At 60.3% G+C, this 16370-nt stretch carries 15 protein-coding genes; 11 read left to right on the top strand and 4 right to left on the bottom strand.

What is annotated here, in order from left to right:
- Positions 1–12: 12 nt before the first annotated feature.
- The gene (argC, locus tag GA0061103_RS10940; RefSeq protein WP_092710807.1) at positions 13–945 is read left to right on the top strand and encodes an N-acetyl-gamma-glutamyl-phosphate reductase; all 933 of its coding nucleotides are present in this window, start codon (positions 13–15) and stop codon (positions 943–945) included.
- A 433-nt stretch (positions 946–1378) separates the two neighbouring features.
- Positions 1379–2689, top strand: coding sequence for a DUF2778 domain-containing protein (locus GA0061103_RS10935; protein WP_092710804.1), 1311 nt, complete (start codon positions 1379–1381; stop codon positions 2687–2689).
- 22 nt (positions 2690–2711) lie between these two features.
- On the opposite strand, the gene GA0061103_RS10930 is transcribed toward GA0061103_RS10935, so the two are convergent.
- Complete coding sequence (locus tag GA0061103_RS10930) at positions 2712–3815, bottom strand: COX15/CtaA family protein (RefSeq protein WP_092710801.1); 1104 nt, start codon at positions 3813–3815, stop codon at positions 2712–2714.
- A gap of 113 nt (positions 3816–3928) precedes the next feature.
- Between GA0061103_RS10930 and GA0061103_RS10925 the strand changes: the two genes are divergently transcribed.
- Together GA0061103_RS10925 and GA0061103_RS10920 are read left to right on the top strand one after the other, a co-directional pair.
- A complete protein-coding gene (locus GA0061103_RS10925) occupies positions 3929–4138 on the top strand; it encodes a DUF2842 domain-containing protein (RefSeq protein WP_092710797.1) in 210 nt (69 codons plus the stop codon).
- A 135-nt stretch (positions 4139–4273) separates the two neighbouring features.
- Positions 4274–5524: a GNAT family N-acetyltransferase gene (locus GA0061103_RS10920; protein WP_092710794.1), complete on the top strand. Its 1251-nt coding sequence runs from the start codon at positions 4274–4276 to the stop codon at positions 5522–5524.
- Here the strand turns inward: GA0061103_RS10920 and GA0061103_RS10915 are convergent, their stop codons facing one another.
- On the bottom strand, positions 5525–7780 hold the full coding sequence (locus GA0061103_RS10915) for a GumC family protein (protein ID WP_092710791.1): 2256 nt from the start codon (positions 7778–7780) through the stop codon (positions 5525–5527).
- A gap of 191 nt (positions 7781–7971) precedes the next feature.
- On the opposite strand from GA0061103_RS10915, the gene GA0061103_RS10910 reads away from it, so the two are divergent.
- From GA0061103_RS10910 to GA0061103_RS10885, 6 genes are all read left to right on the top strand, one after another.
- The gene (locus GA0061103_RS10910; protein WP_092710788.1) at positions 7972–8547 is read left to right on the top strand and encodes a polysaccharide biosynthesis/export family protein; all 576 of its coding nucleotides are present in this window, start codon (positions 7972–7974) and stop codon (positions 8545–8547) included.
- 12 nt (positions 8548–8559) lie between these two features.
- Positions 8560–9705, top strand: coding sequence for a glycosyltransferase family 4 protein (locus GA0061103_RS10905; protein ID WP_092710785.1), 1146 nt, complete (start codon positions 8560–8562; stop codon positions 9703–9705).
- Between the two features lie 76 nt (positions 9706–9781).
- Positions 9782–11338 carry an undecaprenyl-phosphate glucose phosphotransferase gene (locus GA0061103_RS10900; protein ID WP_092710782.1) on the top strand — a complete coding sequence of 519 codons (1557 nt, stop codon included), beginning with the start codon at positions 9782–9784 and terminating at the stop codon, positions 11336–11338.
- Positions 11335–12597, top strand: a complete 1263-nt coding sequence (locus GA0061103_RS10895) for an O-antigen ligase family protein (protein WP_092710779.1) — start codon at positions 11335–11337, stop codon at positions 12595–12597. The genes GA0061103_RS10900 and GA0061103_RS10895 overlap by 4 nt, the downstream gene beginning before the upstream one ends.
- Positions 12594–13829 carry a glycosyltransferase family 4 protein gene (locus GA0061103_RS10890; protein ID WP_092710776.1) on the top strand — a complete coding sequence of 412 codons (1236 nt, stop codon included), beginning with the start codon at positions 12594–12596 and terminating at the stop codon, positions 13827–13829. Before GA0061103_RS10895 ends, GA0061103_RS10890 begins: the two co-directional genes overlap by 4 nt.
- A 64-nt stretch (positions 13830–13893) precedes the next feature.
- On the top strand, positions 13894–14184 hold the full coding sequence (locus GA0061103_RS10885) for a helix-turn-helix domain-containing protein (RefSeq protein WP_092710773.1): 291 nt from the start codon (positions 13894–13896) through the stop codon (positions 14182–14184).
- A gap of 72 nt (positions 14185–14256) precedes the next feature.
- Here the strand turns inward: GA0061103_RS10885 and GA0061103_RS10880 are convergent, their stop codons facing one another.
- Both GA0061103_RS10880 and GA0061103_RS10875 read right to left on the bottom strand, forming a co-directional pair.
- Positions 14257–15279 (bottom strand): extracellular catalytic domain type 1 short-chain-length polyhydroxyalkanoate depolymerase, encoded by a 1023-nt coding sequence (locus tag GA0061103_RS10880; RefSeq protein WP_245304722.1) that lies wholly within the window; start codon positions 15277–15279, stop codon positions 14257–14259.
- A 223-nt stretch (positions 15280–15502) separates the two neighbouring features.
- Positions 15503–15715, bottom strand: a complete 213-nt coding sequence (locus GA0061103_RS10875) for a hypothetical protein (protein ID WP_092710770.1) — start codon at positions 15713–15715, stop codon at positions 15503–15505.
- Between the two features lie 368 nt (positions 15716–16083).
- Between GA0061103_RS10875 and GA0061103_RS10870 the strand changes: the two genes are divergently transcribed.
- On the top strand, positions 16084–16347 hold the full coding sequence (locus tag GA0061103_RS10870) for a hypothetical protein (RefSeq protein ID WP_245304721.1): 264 nt from the start codon (positions 16084–16086) through the stop codon (positions 16345–16347).
- Positions 16348–16370 lie beyond the last annotated feature (23 nt).

The raw sequence follows: 16370 nt of genomic DNA, 5'->3' as shown, positions 1-16370 counted from the left end.
AGCAGGAATAAGATGGCACCGAAAATCTTCATCGATGGCGAACACGGAACCACGGGCTTGCAGATCCGCACGCGCATGGCCGACCGCCGCGATGTCGAGCTGCTGTCCATTCCCGAAGCCGAACGCCGCAATGCCGCCATGCGCGAGGACATGCTGAACGGCGCCGATATCGCCATCCTCTGCCTGCCCGACGATGCGTCGAAGGAAGCGGTGAAGATGGTGGCGGGCAATAACAATGTCCGCGTCATCGACACCTCGACGGCTTTCCGCATCCATCCCGACTGGGCCTATGGCTTTGCCGAGATGGACAGCAACCAGGGCAGCAAGATCAGGGCAGCACGTTTCGTCGCCAATCCCGGCTGCTATCCGACGGGTGCGATCGGTGTCATCCGGCCGCTGCGCGCTGCCGGCATTCTTCTGACGGGCTATCCCGTGACGGTCAATGCGGTTTCCGGCTATACCGGCGGCGGCAAGCAGATGATCGCCCAGATGGAAAATCCGGATCATCCGGATGCGATCAGCGCGCCGCATTTCCTCTACGGCCTGCCGCTGACCCACAAGCATGTGCCCGAGATGACGACGCACGGCCTGCTGGAGCGTGCGCCGATCTTCTCACCCTCCGTCGGCCGCTTCCCCCAGGGCATGATCGTGCAGGTGCCGCTGCATCTCGGCGATCTCGCGGAGGGCGCGACGCTGGAGAGCATTCACGCCGCACTCGTCGACCATTATGCCGGTCAGGATATCGTGCAGGTCGTATCGCTCGATGAAAGCCGTGCCCTGCCCCGCGTCAACGCTGTCGAGCTCGCCGGCAAAGACACGATGAAGCTCTTCGTCTTCGGCACGCCGGGCGGAGCGCAGGTCAATCTGGTGGCGCTGCTCGACAATCTCGGCAAGGGCGCATCGGGTGCAGCCGTACAGAACATGGATCTGATGCTGAGCGCCTAACTCAGCCTGACGCAGATCGAAGCTCGATCGGCCCGGCCCGTTCATCCGTAGAGGATCGATCAGGCCGAGCTTTTTCATGCCTGCAAGGCGTTTTGCGTGATTTCGAACTCGCGATCGTTCTCGGCCTTATTTTTGCCGCCGCTCTAAATTAGCCGAAGCTACACGGAAAAGTGAACGCCTGTGAGGCTCCGCGACCAATTGTCGGCCGGATTTCCTCTTTAACGGCTCTACTGGTCCGGATGAGTGGGGCGTTCAAAACTATCCCTTTTTTCAATGAATATCCAAGAATGAGCCATCGTAAAGGAATTGGTTACCATAATTCGGCATGCTTCCAGACAGCCGGCAAGTTGGCGACCGAACGCGACACTCGCGTTAGGGCGCGTGTGCGTTCTTGAGCCGGCTTGGTGTCTGTGTAGTTTGGATAACGAGTATCATGGCGTTCGTGACCGAAACGTTCGGTAACTTCAATTCGCGCTCCGGCTACGCCTCGCGATCGAAAAAATTCTTCAGCATCCGTCCCGGCACTTTGGCCACCGGCGTCGCCGTGGCGGCTTTCGCCTGGGTTACCGCCACGCTGATGACGACGCAATCGATGGTGCTGTCGCTTCCCGGCGCGGCGACGTCGACCGACAATTTCCTGGCGCCGCGCGCATCGGCATTCATCGTTCCGCCAAGCCGCGCGGCCCATCCTGCCCGCTACGCCAGCCAGACGACCTCACTGCATGGACAGAGCCGCTTCGGCAGCATCGCAGACGCGGATGTTCAAACGAAAGGCGCCGGCGCGGAGGCGGTTCGATTGCAACTGGCCTACGCGCTTGCGCAGCAAACCTCCGATATGAAGCAGGCGCAAGACGTGGCGGCAAGCATAAAGAGCGGCCGTATCGAAGTGGCAGAGGCCTCGCCCGAGAAGGTTGATCGCTTGCGCAAGGTGATCGCCATAAACTTCGCAACCGCCCTGCAATCGTTCGGCCAGGCGAAATACGCCGCCGTCCTGATGCCGGCCGCAAGCCCGGCAAAGGCGGCCGTGCAGCCTGCGGCGGTCGCTTCGGCAGCCCCGGCGGTGAGCTTGCCCGCCATTGCTGAAGCCAAGCCGTTGCCCGCCAAGGACGCCGACATTGCGGTGGCCGAAGCTGTCCTGAACGTCATTCCCGTGGCCCGCCCCGCCCGCGAGACGCCCATACAGCGCGCCAACGCCACAAGCGCCATCGCCAGGGCAACGGGCGACGAAGCAACCGCTCAGCCGCCATCACGCCTCACGGCCTACGCCGATCCGGATGACAGCTCCGTCCGCAAGACCAAGCCGTTCATCAATCCGTTTGCGGCGATCAGCCCCGGCGCAGGCACAGCGATTTACGACATCGAGGCGAAGACAGTTTATCTGCCGAGCGGCGAACGCCTCGAGGCTCATTCCGGCCTGGGCCATATGCGTGACAATCCTCGCTATGTCGATCGCAAAAACACCGGCCCGACCCCACCTGAAACTTATAACCTGACCTATAGAGAAAGCCTGTTCCATGGCGTGCAGGCGCTGCGTCTGACGCCTGCAAACGGCGCTCGCGTCTATGGCCGCGACGGCCTGCTGGCTCACACCTACATGCTCAGAGGCGGCCGTGGCGAATCGAATGGCTGCGTGGTCTTCAAGGATTACAACCGCTTCCTGGCCGCCTTCCGGCGCGGCGAAATCAAGCGGCTGAAAGTGGTAACACGCGTGTCGTCGGCAGCAAGCGTCGCCTCCTCGCGCTAAAAAGATTGAGGCGCAAAGCGTCTCAATCTCTCACGACGATCGAGGTCTGGCGCGGCAGTTCGCCATAGAAGCCTCGCCAATTGGCAATTGCGAAACCGAAAACGATCAGGGCACCGGCCTGATGCGCCAGGGCCAGATCCAGCGGCACATGCAACAGCAATGTCGAAATGCCGAGGATCGCCTGGATCAGCACGAGCACGAAGAGAACGACGGATCGCCGCGCATGGGTCGTTTGCGCCGCCGCGCGCAGCGAGAGGATCATGTTGATGGCGACGACGGCGAAGAGCGCATAGGCGCCGAGACGGTGAACGAACTGGACCGTCTTCGGGTTCTCGAAGAAATTGATCCAGCCCGGTGACTGTATGAAAAGATCGCCGGGCACGACGGCACCATCCATCAGCGGCCAGGTGTTGTAGCTGAGGCCCGCGTCGAGACCCGCGACGAGAGCGCCGAGATAGATCTGGAACAGCGCCATGAAGGCGATCAAACCGGCGAGTTTCGCCGAATAGCGTGTCGGCGGCGGTTCGTTCGAATGCGGCGACAGGGCACGCATGAACCACATGCAGGCGGCAAAGATCAGACAGGCCGTGACGAGATGGGTCGCAAGGCGATACTGGCTGACATCGGTGCGCGCCTCTAGGCCCGAAGATACCATCCACCAGCCGATCGCTCCCTGAAGGCCGCCCAGCAGGAAAATGCCGGCCAGCGGCAGCCAGAGCTTGCGCTCGACGCGACCGGTCAGGACGAAGAACAGCAACGGCAGGCCGAAGATGACACCGATGGTGCGCGCCAACAGGCGATGCGCCCACTCCCACCAGAAGATGCCCTTGAACTCCTCGACCGTCATGTCCTTGTTCAGGATCTGGAATTGCGGGATGCGCTTGTAGAGGTCGAATTCGTCCTGCCATTCCTGCGCGCTCAGCGGCGGGATGACGCCGTGGATCGGCTGCCATTGCGTGATCGACAGGCCGGAATTGGTGAGACGTGTGGCGCCGCCCACCAGCACGAGGGCGAAGAGAACCAGAAGAACACAGGCGAGCCAGAGACGAATGGCGCGGCGATTGCTGTCCTGACGAGCCACTTCCTTCAAAATAGCCTGTTCGGTCGTAAAATTAGTGGCAGCCATGGCTTCTCCCTTCGATCAGGCTGTTGATTTGCCCGATAGGGGCGTGCAAAACAAGTCCCGGGAGTTTGCGGCATGCCGTCGCGGCATGCTGTTTATAATGAGGAGAAAACCCCGTGCCCCTTCGCCTGCGCAAATTCGTTGGCATGATCCTGCTCGTGCTGTTGGTTGCAATCTATGCGATCGTTGCCATGATCGTTGCAGTGCGAACGCTTGCAGATCAACCCGGCTGGGTGCATTTCCTCTATTTCCTTGTCAGCGGCATCATCTGGGTGCTGCCGGCGATGGGCATCATCAAGTGGATGGCCGGACCGCGCCCGCAATGACGCACGACCCGGCCCGATTTACACAAGGCTAACCCTGATCCGCGCCTTGTCCGGCACGAATGTCTCATCTTAAGTCAAAAATAAGCCGTTGCCCGCCAGACTGCAGTCGAATGCCGCCAAAGCGGAGAAGATCGGATGCAGACCCAGACGCGAGATATCGCCGGCATGGCCGCCGAAGCAGCGGAGGATCGCATTGCGTCCATCCCAACCCAGCCTGCCGGCGCCGATCAACTGCGGATCGACATCTTCGACAGTATGGTACCGCTGGAAGCCGAATGGCGTGCACTGGAACGGGACGATCTCAATTCGCTGCACCAGAGCTATGACTGGTGTGCGGCCTGGGTGGAGAACCTCGAACGCCCTCTCGCTATTGTCCGTGGCTCCATCGGAGACCAGGTTGCCTTCATCCTGCCGCTCGAGATCATCCGCAGTCGCGGGGCAAGACGAGCCGAGTTTATCGGAGGCCACCACAACAATATCAACACCGGCCTGTTTTCCGCGCGGTTCCTGACAAATGGAGAATTGACGGCCGCTCAGGCGAGCGCCATCTCGGCGGCTTTGCGCGGCAAGGTGGACGTCATGATCCTGCGCAACGTCCCGCTCGAATGGCGCGGTCGCAAAAGCCTGCTCGCTTCGCTGACGTCGATCGAAAATCAGAACCATGCCTTTCAGATGCCCTTCCTCGGCAGCTTCGAAGCAAGCCTGAAGCAAGTGAATGCCAAGCGCCGGCGCAAGAAGTTCAAGCATCAAAGCAGACTTCTCGATGCCAAAGGTGGCTACGAATATGTGATTGCCGGTCCTGACGAGCAGGACGCATTGCTCGATCTGTTCTTCCGGCAGAAGGCGATCCGCTTCAAGGAGGCCGGTTTGCCAGACGCGTTCAAGGATGCCGGAATCAAGGCCGCGCTGCACGCGATGTTGCACCGGCGCCAAGACGATGGCGCGACGCTGCAGATGCATGCGCTGAGCCTGAAAGGCGAACACGAAGGCCATATTCCGGCCATCGCTGCCCTGTCCCGCAAGGGGGATCATGTCATCTGCCAGTTTGCTTCCATCGACGAGGCGCTGGTTGCGGAGGCCAGCCCCGGCGAATTGCTGTTCTGGCTGATGATCGAGCGGCTGCATCGCGAAGGCGTCGCGCTCTTCGATTTCGGTATCGGTGACCAGATCTACAAGCGTTCCTGGTGCCCGATGGAAACGGTGCAGTATGATCTCTTCCTGCCCGTCTCAGGCACGGGGCGTCTTGCGGCAATGGCGAACCGGGTCATCACGCGTGCGAAGGTCGCGATCAAATCCAATCGCAAGCTCTATTCCTTCATCCAGCGGCTGCGGGCGCAGCACGGAGCCGCCGCCGCATCGGATGACGGAGGCAGTGACGCGGATTGATCAGGCTGCGTCCCGGCGCGTATTGGGATCATGCTCCTCACGCCAGCCGGACATCAGAATGATGTGCTCGTAGCCGGCCTTCTGGAATTCCGTCATGGCAACGATAAACTGGCCTTCATCGGGCTCAGGCATGGAGAGGATGATTTCCGTTTCCTTGCTGCGCGTCAGCCGAGCGACGCCGGAGACTTCGGCCGCGCCACATTCCACCAGAACGATGTCATAGGCAGAACCCAGCGCGTCGAGGATCAGCGACAGACGGTCGGCGCCGCGCATGGCGCGGGCAAGGTCGCTCATGCCCTGCGGCACGAGATGAGCATCCGACAGGCGATCCGGATGGATCGTATCGCCAAACGCCGCTTCGCCGCACAGCAGGTCGGTGACGCCGGGAAGTTCCTCATGCTCGGCCATGAGCCTGGACGGACATCCCGTGCCGGTCATGTCGACGAGCACGATACGGCTCCCGGCATCGGCGATGGTCCGCGCCAGCATGACCGTCGCGGTCGAACCATTGTCACCGGTTGGAGATATGGCGATCGCCAGCCGCGAGCCGCTGTCGATCAGATAATCGGCGACGGATTGGATAGAGAAATCCTCCTCTTCTTCCGTCGTGCTAGCAGCCTGCCTGGGTTCATGGTCCGGAGCGATTGCAGTGCCCGAGGCAATAGCCGCGTCGGGAGCAATCGCAGCGTTTGCCGCCTGAGCCGCGATTTCCTCTGACGGAACCGAAAGCATGCTTGCCGGCGCCTCGGCACCGGTCGCCCTCGTAACTGCCCGAACTGGAGCAGGCTCGCCAACGGGTTCAGTGCGCTTCGCCGTCTCCGGCGCGCCGGCATCTTCCTTGCGGGCAGGCCCGACCGGCCGCAATGCACGGCCGCTGAACAGCTCTGCAAGCATGATAACGATGGCCGTGAGGATGAAGGTGGCAAGGGTAGCGACGACGACGATCGGGCCGACCTTCGGGAACGACGGATCGACCGGCTCGACTGCCGTAGAAACGATGCGCGCATCGGCAGGGCTGGAGTTCTTGTCGACGCGGGAGGCCGCCTCGCGATAACGGGCAAGATAGGTCTCGAGCAATTGTCGTTCTGCCGCAGCTTCACGCTCCAGTGCATTGAGGCCGACTTCGTCCTCCCCTGCCCGGGCGCTGTCGGCTTTCAGCGTGTTCGATTGCGCCAGAAGCTGCTGCTCGCGCAGCTGCGCAACCTTCGCCTCGTTCTCGATGCTTGCGAGAATCCTCTGGGTCTCGCGATCGATCTGCTGACGGATATCGATGAGCTGTGCCCGCAGGCTCTTCAGCCGCGGATGCCCATCCATAAGCGTCGTGGACAGATCCGATATTTGCGACTCGAGATTCGACTGGGTCGCCTTTAGACGCTGAATGGCCACCGACCCTGAAACGTCGGCAAGCGTATCGGTGGAGCGACCGCTCGATAGCGCGCTGCGAACTGCTTGCGCGCGCGCCTCGGCATTGGCCCTGTCGCCACGTACCTGTGCCAGCTGCGTCGAAATATCGGCAAGCTGCTGCGTCGCGAAATTGTTGTTCTGGCTGGTCTGGAGCAGACCATTGGCGGAGCGATAGTCGGCGACCTTCTTTTCAGCTTCGCTGACCTTATCACGCAGCCTGGTGATCTCCGGCTCGAGCCAGCGCGTTGCCTCGCTGTTGGAATCGAGCTTGGCGCCACTCTGCATCGACAGATAGACCTGCGCCATGGCATTCGGCACGCTGGCGGCGAGATCCGGATTGCGGGACGTGAAGCTGATGCCGATCACGCGCGAGCTGTTGATCTGATAGACCTGCAGGCGGCTGTTGAAGGCGTCCAGCATGCGCTCTTCCGGGGCCTTGTCGGCCGCCGCCCGCTTCAGATGCAGCTTGATGAGAATATCAGAGAGCGCGGAGCCATTGTTGCCGGCGGCAAATTCAGGGCGATCGTAGAGTTTGAGATTGGTAATGACCTGCTTGACCAGATCCGCCGACTGCAGGATCTGCACCTGGCTGGCGATATTCAGTTCGTCCAGCAGAGGGCCGGCACCGGCATCGTTGCCCGATGTCGTCGTCGCAAAGGCGGGCGCACGCTGCTCGATGAGGATACGGGCCTCGCTGCGATATTCCGGCGACATGACCTTGGCGATCGCGAATGCCGCGCAGGCGCCGGCCAGCGTGATGGCAACGACGCGCATCCGCCGCTGCCACACAGCGCGAAAGAGCTGAGCGAGATCGATGTCCACATCCTGCTGGGTGTTGTTGACACCGGACATATGCAAAACTCCGTAATAGAAAGCTAAAATTAATCGTAAACGACTATGGTAACCCAAGCGTTAATAGTATTTCGCCAGCATTATTTTTAGCATCGCTAATTTTTTCCTGGAATTTGATTTGCTCTTTACCAGCCGTTAACCCTAACGGATCGATAACGACGGCAGTGTCTTCCCTTTCTAATGAGCGCGAAATGCCCTTCGCAAAGTCAAAGATTGTCCTTGCACTCGGCATGGCTGCCGTGAGCGCCGCGCTCACCGGCTGCAACACCTATCAACCGGCCCCCAAGGCCTTCAACGAGGCCACGATCCAGCCCTATACGCTTGATAGCGGCGACCGGTTGCGCGTCACGGTGTTCGATCAAGCCGGCCTGACCAACACCTATACGGTCGATCAAGCCGGCTATATCGCCTTCCCGCTGATCGGTCAGGTCACTGCCCGCGGCCGGACCCTGCAGCAGCTCTCAGGCCAGATCGCACAGAAGCTTCGCCAGGGATATATTCGCGATCCAGACGTCACCATCGACATCGACCGCTATCGCTCGGTCTATATTATGGGCGAAGTCGGCCAGCCGGGCCAATATTCCTATGTGCCGGGCATGACCATCCAGAATGCCATCGCGGTTGCAGGCGGCTTCACCAGCCGGGCCAACCAGTCCAACGCGGATGTCACCCGCAAGATCAACGGTCATGTCATGACGGGACGGGTCGGTATCTCCGATCCAGTGCTGGCAGGCGATACCATCTATGTCAGAGAGCGGTTATTCTAACCGCACCCGCTTATGGCCCGACCGCTTCGTATCCTTCATTGCTTCAGATCGCCCGTCGGCGGCGTCTTCCGCCATGTCCGGGATTTGGCGGAGGAACAGAGCAAGGCGGGCCACCAGGTCGGCATCCTTTGCGACAGCCTGACGGGTGGCGAGCATGAGGATCGTCTGTTCGACGATATCGCACCGTATCTCGCTCTTGGCGTCATCCGCCTGCCGATCCGACGGCAAATTACCCTCTCGGATGCTGCGACACTTTGGGGCAGCTACAAGGAAATCAAGAGTTTGCGGCCGGATGTGCTGCACGGGCATGGCGCCAAGGGCGGCCTGCTTGCGCGCGTTCTCGGCTCGATCCTGCGGGTCAACAGGTATCGCGTAGCCCGCCTCTATACAGCGCATGGCGGAAGCCTGCATTTCTCGCGCGGCTCATTCCAGGGCATGCTGGTGCACAGCCTGGAACGAATGCTCGAATTTTTCACCGATGGCCTGATCTTCATCTGCGATTTCGAACGCCGCACCTATGAAAGAAAGATCGGCAAGCCGCGCACCCGCTCTGTGATGATCTATAATGGCATCAGCGAAAGAGATTTTCGTACCATACCGACACGATCGGACTCCGTGCATTTCGTCTATATCGGCATGCTGCGGGACCTCAAAGGTCCCGATCTGTTTGTGGATGCCTTTGCGAAAACGGAACGGCGGATCGGCAGGCCGCTTTCAGCGCTGATGATCGGCGACGGGCCGGACAGAGACAAATATCACCGGATGATGGTCGAACGGGGCCTCGGTCACCGTATCGGCATGTTGCCGGCGATGCGCGTACAGGAAGCCTTCACGGTATCGCAGAACATCGTCGTCCCCTCGCGCGCCGAGGCCATGCCCTATATCGTTCTGGAAGCGCTCGCAGCCGGAAAGACCGTCATCGCCTCGCGCGTCGGCGGCGTTGCGGAAGCACTTGGCGAAAACAACCCCGCACTCGCCAAACCGGAAGATGCCGATGACCTCGCGCGCATCATGGCTGAAGCGCTCACAGAGCCGCTATGGGGTGCTCGCAACATGCCCGATATCGGGACGATACGATCCAATTTTTCGGCTTCGGCCATGGCGCGGGATACTTTGCACCTGTATCAAAATATACTTGGCCTGAGCGAAGACGGTTAGAATACAGGCAAGTGTTGTAAGTGTTTCTTAGCTGATATCTGATAGGCCTTGTCCGGTAACGACCGGATAAGCTGCCATGAACACTACCGAAAAGTCCGAGCAATTTAACTTGGACAATATTCGCAAGCAGGTTTCGGAAATCCGCACCCGTGGTGCCGGCGAGACTCATAGCGATCGCCCAGACAGCATGAATGCCTATGCGCGGCAAATCGCCGAACAGCTCCGCGAAACCAACCAGTCTCCGGCAATCATCGTCGGACAATATCGGCTGTTCGAATTTCTGTCGCTGCTCGCATTCGGGCTTGCGATTCTCCTCTTCGGGACGTCGGACAATCATCCCTTCCTGTCGAAGGCCGTGGTGACGATCGCCCTCTGTGGTCTTGCCATCGTTTTCCTGCAGATTGCGGATGCCTATCAGATACCGGTCTTGCGCTCGCCGCATCACTTCCTGCACCGGATTCTCGGGTCCTGGGCGGCCGCCTTCGCGGTCATGGCCATCGCCCTCCTCCCCTTCGACATCAACAATATCTACTCCCTCTCGCTTCTCAGCCTCTGGCTCGCGGCAGGCGCAGGCTTCCTCCTCGTCGCCCGCCTGCTTTTCGCCTACGGTATCCGCCACTGGGCCCGCAACGGTGTCATGGAAAGACGCGCCGTCATCGTCGGCGGCGGCGAACCGGCAAAGGAGCTCATCCGCGCGCTGGAACATCAGCCCGATAACGATATCCGTATCTGCGGTATCTTCGACGATCGCGGCGAAAAGCGCTCTCCGATCATGGTCGCCGGCTATCCGAAACTCGGCACGGTCTCGGAACTGGTCGAATTCGCCCGTCTCGTGCGCATAGACATGCTGATCATCGCACTGCCGATCAGTGCCGAAGACCGCATCCTGCAATTGCTGAAGATGCTCTGGGTGCTGCCTGTCGACATTCGTCTTGCCGCCCACGCCAACAAGCTGCGCTTCCGGCCCCGCGCCTATTCCCATGTCGGCGCCGTGCCGATGCTCGACATCTTTAACAAGCCGATCCGCGACTGGGACGGCGTTGCCAAGCGCATCTTCGACATCTTCTTCAGCGTGGTCGCGCTCGCCCTCCTCTGGCCGATCATGCTGGGTGCCGCGATCGCCGTGAAGGCGACCTCAAGAGGCCCGGTCTTCTTCATGCAGAAGCGCCACGGCTTCAACAACGAGATCATCAACGTCTTCAAGTTCCGCTCCATGTATACGAACATGAGCGATCCGACGGCGCGCAATGCCGTGACGAAGAACGACCCGCGCGTGACCCCTGTCGGCCGCTTCATCCGCAAGACGTCGATCGACGAGTTGCCGCAGCTTTTCAACGTGCTGCTCGGCAGCCTCTCGCTTGTGGGACCGCGCCCTCACGCCGTTCTGGCCGCCAGCCACAACCGCACCTATGCCGACGTCGTCGAAGGCTATTTCGCGCGCCATCGCGTCAAGCCCGGCGTCACCGGCTGGGCGCAGATCAACGGCTGGCGCGGCGAGATCGACACCGATGACAAGATCAAGTTCCGCACGGCCTATGATCTTTACTACATCGAGAACTGGTCGCTGCTCTTCGATCTGAAGATCCTGTTCCTGACGCCGTTTCGTCTGCTCAATACGGAAAATGCCTATTGAGCGCGATCGACCTGCCATCGCCCCGCGTCGCGCAGCCGCAGCTTGCCGCCATGCGGCTGGTCGGTACGGCCAGCGTCGCCATCGGTGTGTTCCTGTCGGGTTTCGTCATCGCCGAGCCAGCGCCCTATGAGCTGTGGCTCGCCTTTCTCATCGGCACTTGGTTCATTCTCGGGCTGAAAATCTCGCGCAGCGTTGCACCACTTCTGGCGTTGTTCCTGCTGTTCAACATCGGCGGCATGCTGTCGATCACCCAGATGCATGATCTCGCCGCCAGCGATCATCTTGCCGGCCCGATCTATATCGCCGTTTCCACCTTCCTGGCGCTGAGCTCCGTCTTCTATGCCGCCATTACCGAAGACAACGAAAAGCGGCTGAAGCTGATCTTCAATACCTGGGTGGTGGCGGCACTGATCACCGCAAGCCTCGGCATTCTCGGCTATTTCCATACCGTGCCCGGCTTCGACATTTTTACGCGATACGACCGCGCCATGGGTGCATTCCAGGATCCGAACGTCTTCGGCCCCTATCTCGTGGCACCAAGCCTCTATCTCATGCACGGCCTTCTGATCGGCGACCTGAAGAAGGCACCGATCAAAGGCATCTGCCTGTTCGTGCTCGCCTTTGGCATTTTCCTGTCCTTCTCCCGCGCCGCCTGGGCTCTCTTCGCCTTCGCCTCGGCGATGCTGATCTTCTGCATGCTGCTGAAACACCGCAGCAATACCTTTCGGCTGCGCATCCTGGTGATGTCACTGGCAGCCATCATCCTGATGGTCGTCCTGCTCGTCGTCGCGCTGCAGTTCCCGCAGGTCAGCGACCTGTTTTCCACCCGCCTGCAGCTCGTGCAGAGCTATGACGGCGGGCATCTCGGCCGCTTCGAGCGCCACAGCATCGGCTTCCAAATGTCGATGGAACGGCCGTTCGGCATCGGGCCACTGGTCTTCGGCCAGATCTTTCGTGAAGACGAACACAATACCTGGCTGAAGACGCTGACCACCTATGGCTGGATCGGCTTCGTCACCTGGGTCAGCATGATCTGCTGGACCATCTATATCGGCTTCCGCAACCTGCTGAGGGAGCGGCCGTGGCAGCCCTACGTGATGATCGCCTGGATTGTCATTCTCGGCCATGTCGGTATCGGCAACGTCATCGATACCGACCACTGGCGCCATTTCTACATGCTGATCGGCATCGTCTGGGGCTGCGGCGCCCTGGAGCAAAAGTATCAGCGTGATTTGAACAAAAGGGAAGCTGCGCGGTGAACATTCGCACCAAGGTCAAACGCCTGTCGTTGCTGCAGGTTCTCGAGCCGAGCGGCGGTGGCTCCGGACGACATTTTCTCGATCTATGCCGCGCCATGCAGCATCGCGGCCATTCCGTGACCGCTATCTATTCCCCGGTGCGGGCCGAGCCCGCTTTCGTCGCAGAGCTGGAAAATATCGGCCTGGACAATGTCATTCCACTCGCCATGCGGCGCGCGCCCGGCCCTTGGGACCTGACGGCATGGTGGCAACTGCGCAAGATCGCTGCCATTCATGGGCCGTTTGATCTGATCCATGGCCACAGCTCGAAAGCTGGCGCGTTGACGCGCCTGCGTTTGCCGGGGCGCCATGTCCCCGTTCTCTATACGCCTCATGCCTTCCGCACTATGGATCCGACGCTCGGTGCGAAAGGCCGCCTGATCTATGGCGGCATCGAGCGCCTTCTCGGGACATGGCTGACGGATCGCCTGGTTTGCGTTTCGCAGGATGAATATAATCACGCCCTGTCGCTCGGCATCCCGGAAAAACGCCTGCGCGTCGTCGTCAACGGCGTCAACGCGCCTCCCCTCAGCCAGCGAGCGGCCATCCGCAGACGATACGGCATTCCTCAGGAGGCTTTGCTCTTCGGCTTCGTCGGCAGGATGACGCAACAGAAGGCGCCCGAGCGCCTGGTCGCGGCTTTTGCGCGGATAGCGGCCCAATTGCCGCAAGCGCATCTGCTGATGATCGGGATCGGTGAGCTGGCCGACGTCACAAGAGAAATGATCAAGGCGGCCGGGCTTGAAGATCGCGCCCGCATCGATGGTAGCGTGCCGGGCGTGACGGCCATCGACGCCTTCGATGTCGTCGTCATGCCGAGCCGCTACGAGGCGATGTCCTATGTGATGCTGGAGGCAGCGGCTGCCGGCAAGCCGCTGCTGCTCGCCGATGTCGGTGGCGCACGCACGGTGCTGGAGCACGGCAAGAACGGCTACATCGTGCCCAACAGCGATAACCCGGAAGCGTTGGCGGTCGCGATGGCACGTTTTGCCGATCCGACGCTGCTGGCGAATTTTACCGCCGAAGCCCGCCGCCGCAAGGATGGCTATACGCTGGCCGGCATGGCCGATGCGACCGAGAAGATCTACCATGATCTGCTCGGCTACCCCGCCCCTGCCCCACTGGAGTTGGTAGCAAATTCCGGTTTGGACAATAAGCGCGAGGGCCGGGAGAAAAGCGCGGCGGCCCTTTAAACTCGCAGAGGATTTTCATCGGAAACCGGTTCCGCTTTTCAAGCCGATGCGATAGACTTAACTCATGATTACTTCAGCACAATTGCGCGGTGCGCGCGCTATGCTCGGACTGACGGTGGAGACGCTCGCCGGCGAGAGCAAACTCCCAGTTTCGGCGATCGAAGCGCTGGAAGCAGGCGCCGGCTCGGCGGATATGAGGGCGCTTGCGACAGTTCGCTCCGTCCTCGAGAACCACGGCGTGCTTTTCCTCGCCGGTGGCAGTGACGGCACGGGCGGCCCCGGCATTCGCTTCAAGCATTGGTCCGAGAATGATGGCATTCGGCCGGAAAACCTGAATGCCACCAATGACGATTGATGGCTGAAGCAGGGTTTGCAATCTCCAGGAGCCGCTCCTGCCTTTAGAACCCTAGGCCTTGCGCGACCTGCCTCAGGCTGCGAGTTTCCAGCTTTTGGCAAGCTCTTCGGGCGCAGAGAGGGCTGCAGGCAGGATGTAGCGTTCGGTGTTGTTTGCCGGCTCCCAGCCTTCAACAATGGAGCCAACCGGCAGGCCATGCCCGAAATCGGTCAGCGTCACGAGCTCCAGGATCAAATGGCCATAGTCGTCGCGCCATTCGCGCCGCTCGCCGCCTTCGAAGAGACGCAGCCGACCCTTGGTGCGCGGACGCTCCCGTGCGGTCAGCCATTGCGCGACGGATGCCTCGGCATTGGCGAAGGATACCACGTCATCGGCATCGCCATGCCAGATGGAGACGACCGGATAGCGAGCAGCTTCGGGGGAAACCTCGCGAACGAGCTCACCCCATTTTTCCGCCGGGCGGCTTGAGCCGCGCTTCATGACGTCAAGCGCCGACATGGCATCGCGGGCAGCGCCGAAAGGCAGGCCGCCGATGATGGCGCCTGCGGCAAAGAGTTCTGGATAGGTCGCGAGCAATGCGGCTGCCACAGCACCGCCGGCCGAGAGGCCCATGACGAAGATCCTGCTATCGTCGATCGCATGCAGGCGGCGGCTGAACTCGATCATTTCTCTGATAGAGCCAAGCTCACCGCGATCGCGCGTGACCAGGCTCGGGCGAAACCAGTTGAAACAGAGATTTGGGTTGTTCGATGCCTTCTGCTCCGCATAAAGCACCGCAAATCCATGCTGGCGGGCAAGTGCCGTCCAACCGCTCGCGCGATCGAAATCCTCGGCATTCTGATGACAGCCATGCAGAACAACGACGAGCGGTATCGGCCCCTTCACGCCCGGCGGCACATATTCGAGCATGCGCAGATTGCCGGGATTGCGGCCGAACCACAAAACTTCCGTCAGCCGCTGCGGCGACGGACGCGTCGAAACGCGACGGCGCAACGGCTGCGAAAGCGGCTGCGTCATCGGAAACTTGAGCTGCGGCAGCTCGACGGAATCGACGAGCAAGCGGCGAAGCCGGCTCGGAACTTTAAAATTCATCATGGACCTTTCTATCCACGCCAGTCGCGGTCGGTTTTTCTTCCGCTGCGGGCTGGCGCGCACTGTTCCTTTCCAGAATCAGTGACATCGAGAAATCGAATCTCTTTGTGCAACGCAGCAAATATAGGAGGGCCGGTCCGCTTCGAACAGGCACAAAGCATCATTGCTGCTATGTGAAATCAGCTTAAATCGATTAGATTTTCGGCCACAAAAAAACGCAGCTGCGTCAGAAATAAGCCCGTGCAAGCGCGAGCAGCTTCGCGTCGTCCTTCACGCCCTGGCGATAAAGCTGAATAATCAGTGCGCCCAGGCGCTCGGCCTCAAGGCTGCGAGGGTTCATGCCACGATCCTTGCAGACCATGTCCAACACCTTCTCGAGGCGATCCAGATCGTCTGAAAACAGCGGCAGATCTCGTGGATGGATAGGTGTGTCCAGCATTTGCGCGTCTCATTGTCTGTCGGGTAGAAGCACGCAGTACTTCGCCGGCACCCGTTTTATTCCCGACGACAGGGCTAGACTATGCGCCTTGCGTGCGGGGTTGGCAAGGAAGCATTTCGGCCGATGCATCTCTGATTCGCAAATTATACGGAAATTCTATCGAAGGTACAATTTTAAGTTAGTGTATCACCAAGCCTTTATCCACATCTGCGATAAGCAGAAAAAACGGAGGCACAATGATGACCAGACTTCTGATCCGGACTGTTCTCGGCTTGACGCTTGCAGCGATGGCCCTGCCGGCCCTCGCGCAGAACTTTTAGAATCTTCCGCTGCGCAACCCTCGCCAGCCGCCCGAAGGATATATATCCGTGCAATCGGGACTATCGATCTCTTATCCCGTGGCGGACGGCGACAGCGAGGAGCAGCAGGAGAAGGCTTTGAAATCCTTCTACAAGATTGCCGCAAGCAGCTGCACTACTCTGCTCGACACGATTGCCGATGCCTGCGAGATCAGTGCTCTGTCGAACAATACCTCGGTCAACAATCTCGACAATCGCGGCGCGAGGCTTTCGATCAACGGACAGGTGACGATGTCGGTGAAACTGAAGCCGCCGACAGCGGCCGCGAAGTAGCCTCGCCCCACCGCAGTTCATGA

The sequence above is a fragment of the Martinezella multihospitum genome, assembly GCF_900094585.1.
Lineage (GTDB): Bacteria > Pseudomonadota > Alphaproteobacteria > Rhizobiales > Rhizobiaceae > Rhizobium > Rhizobium multihospitium.
Note: the sequence above shows the minus strand (reverse complement) of the source record. Positions and strands in the feature narration are given on the sequence as shown.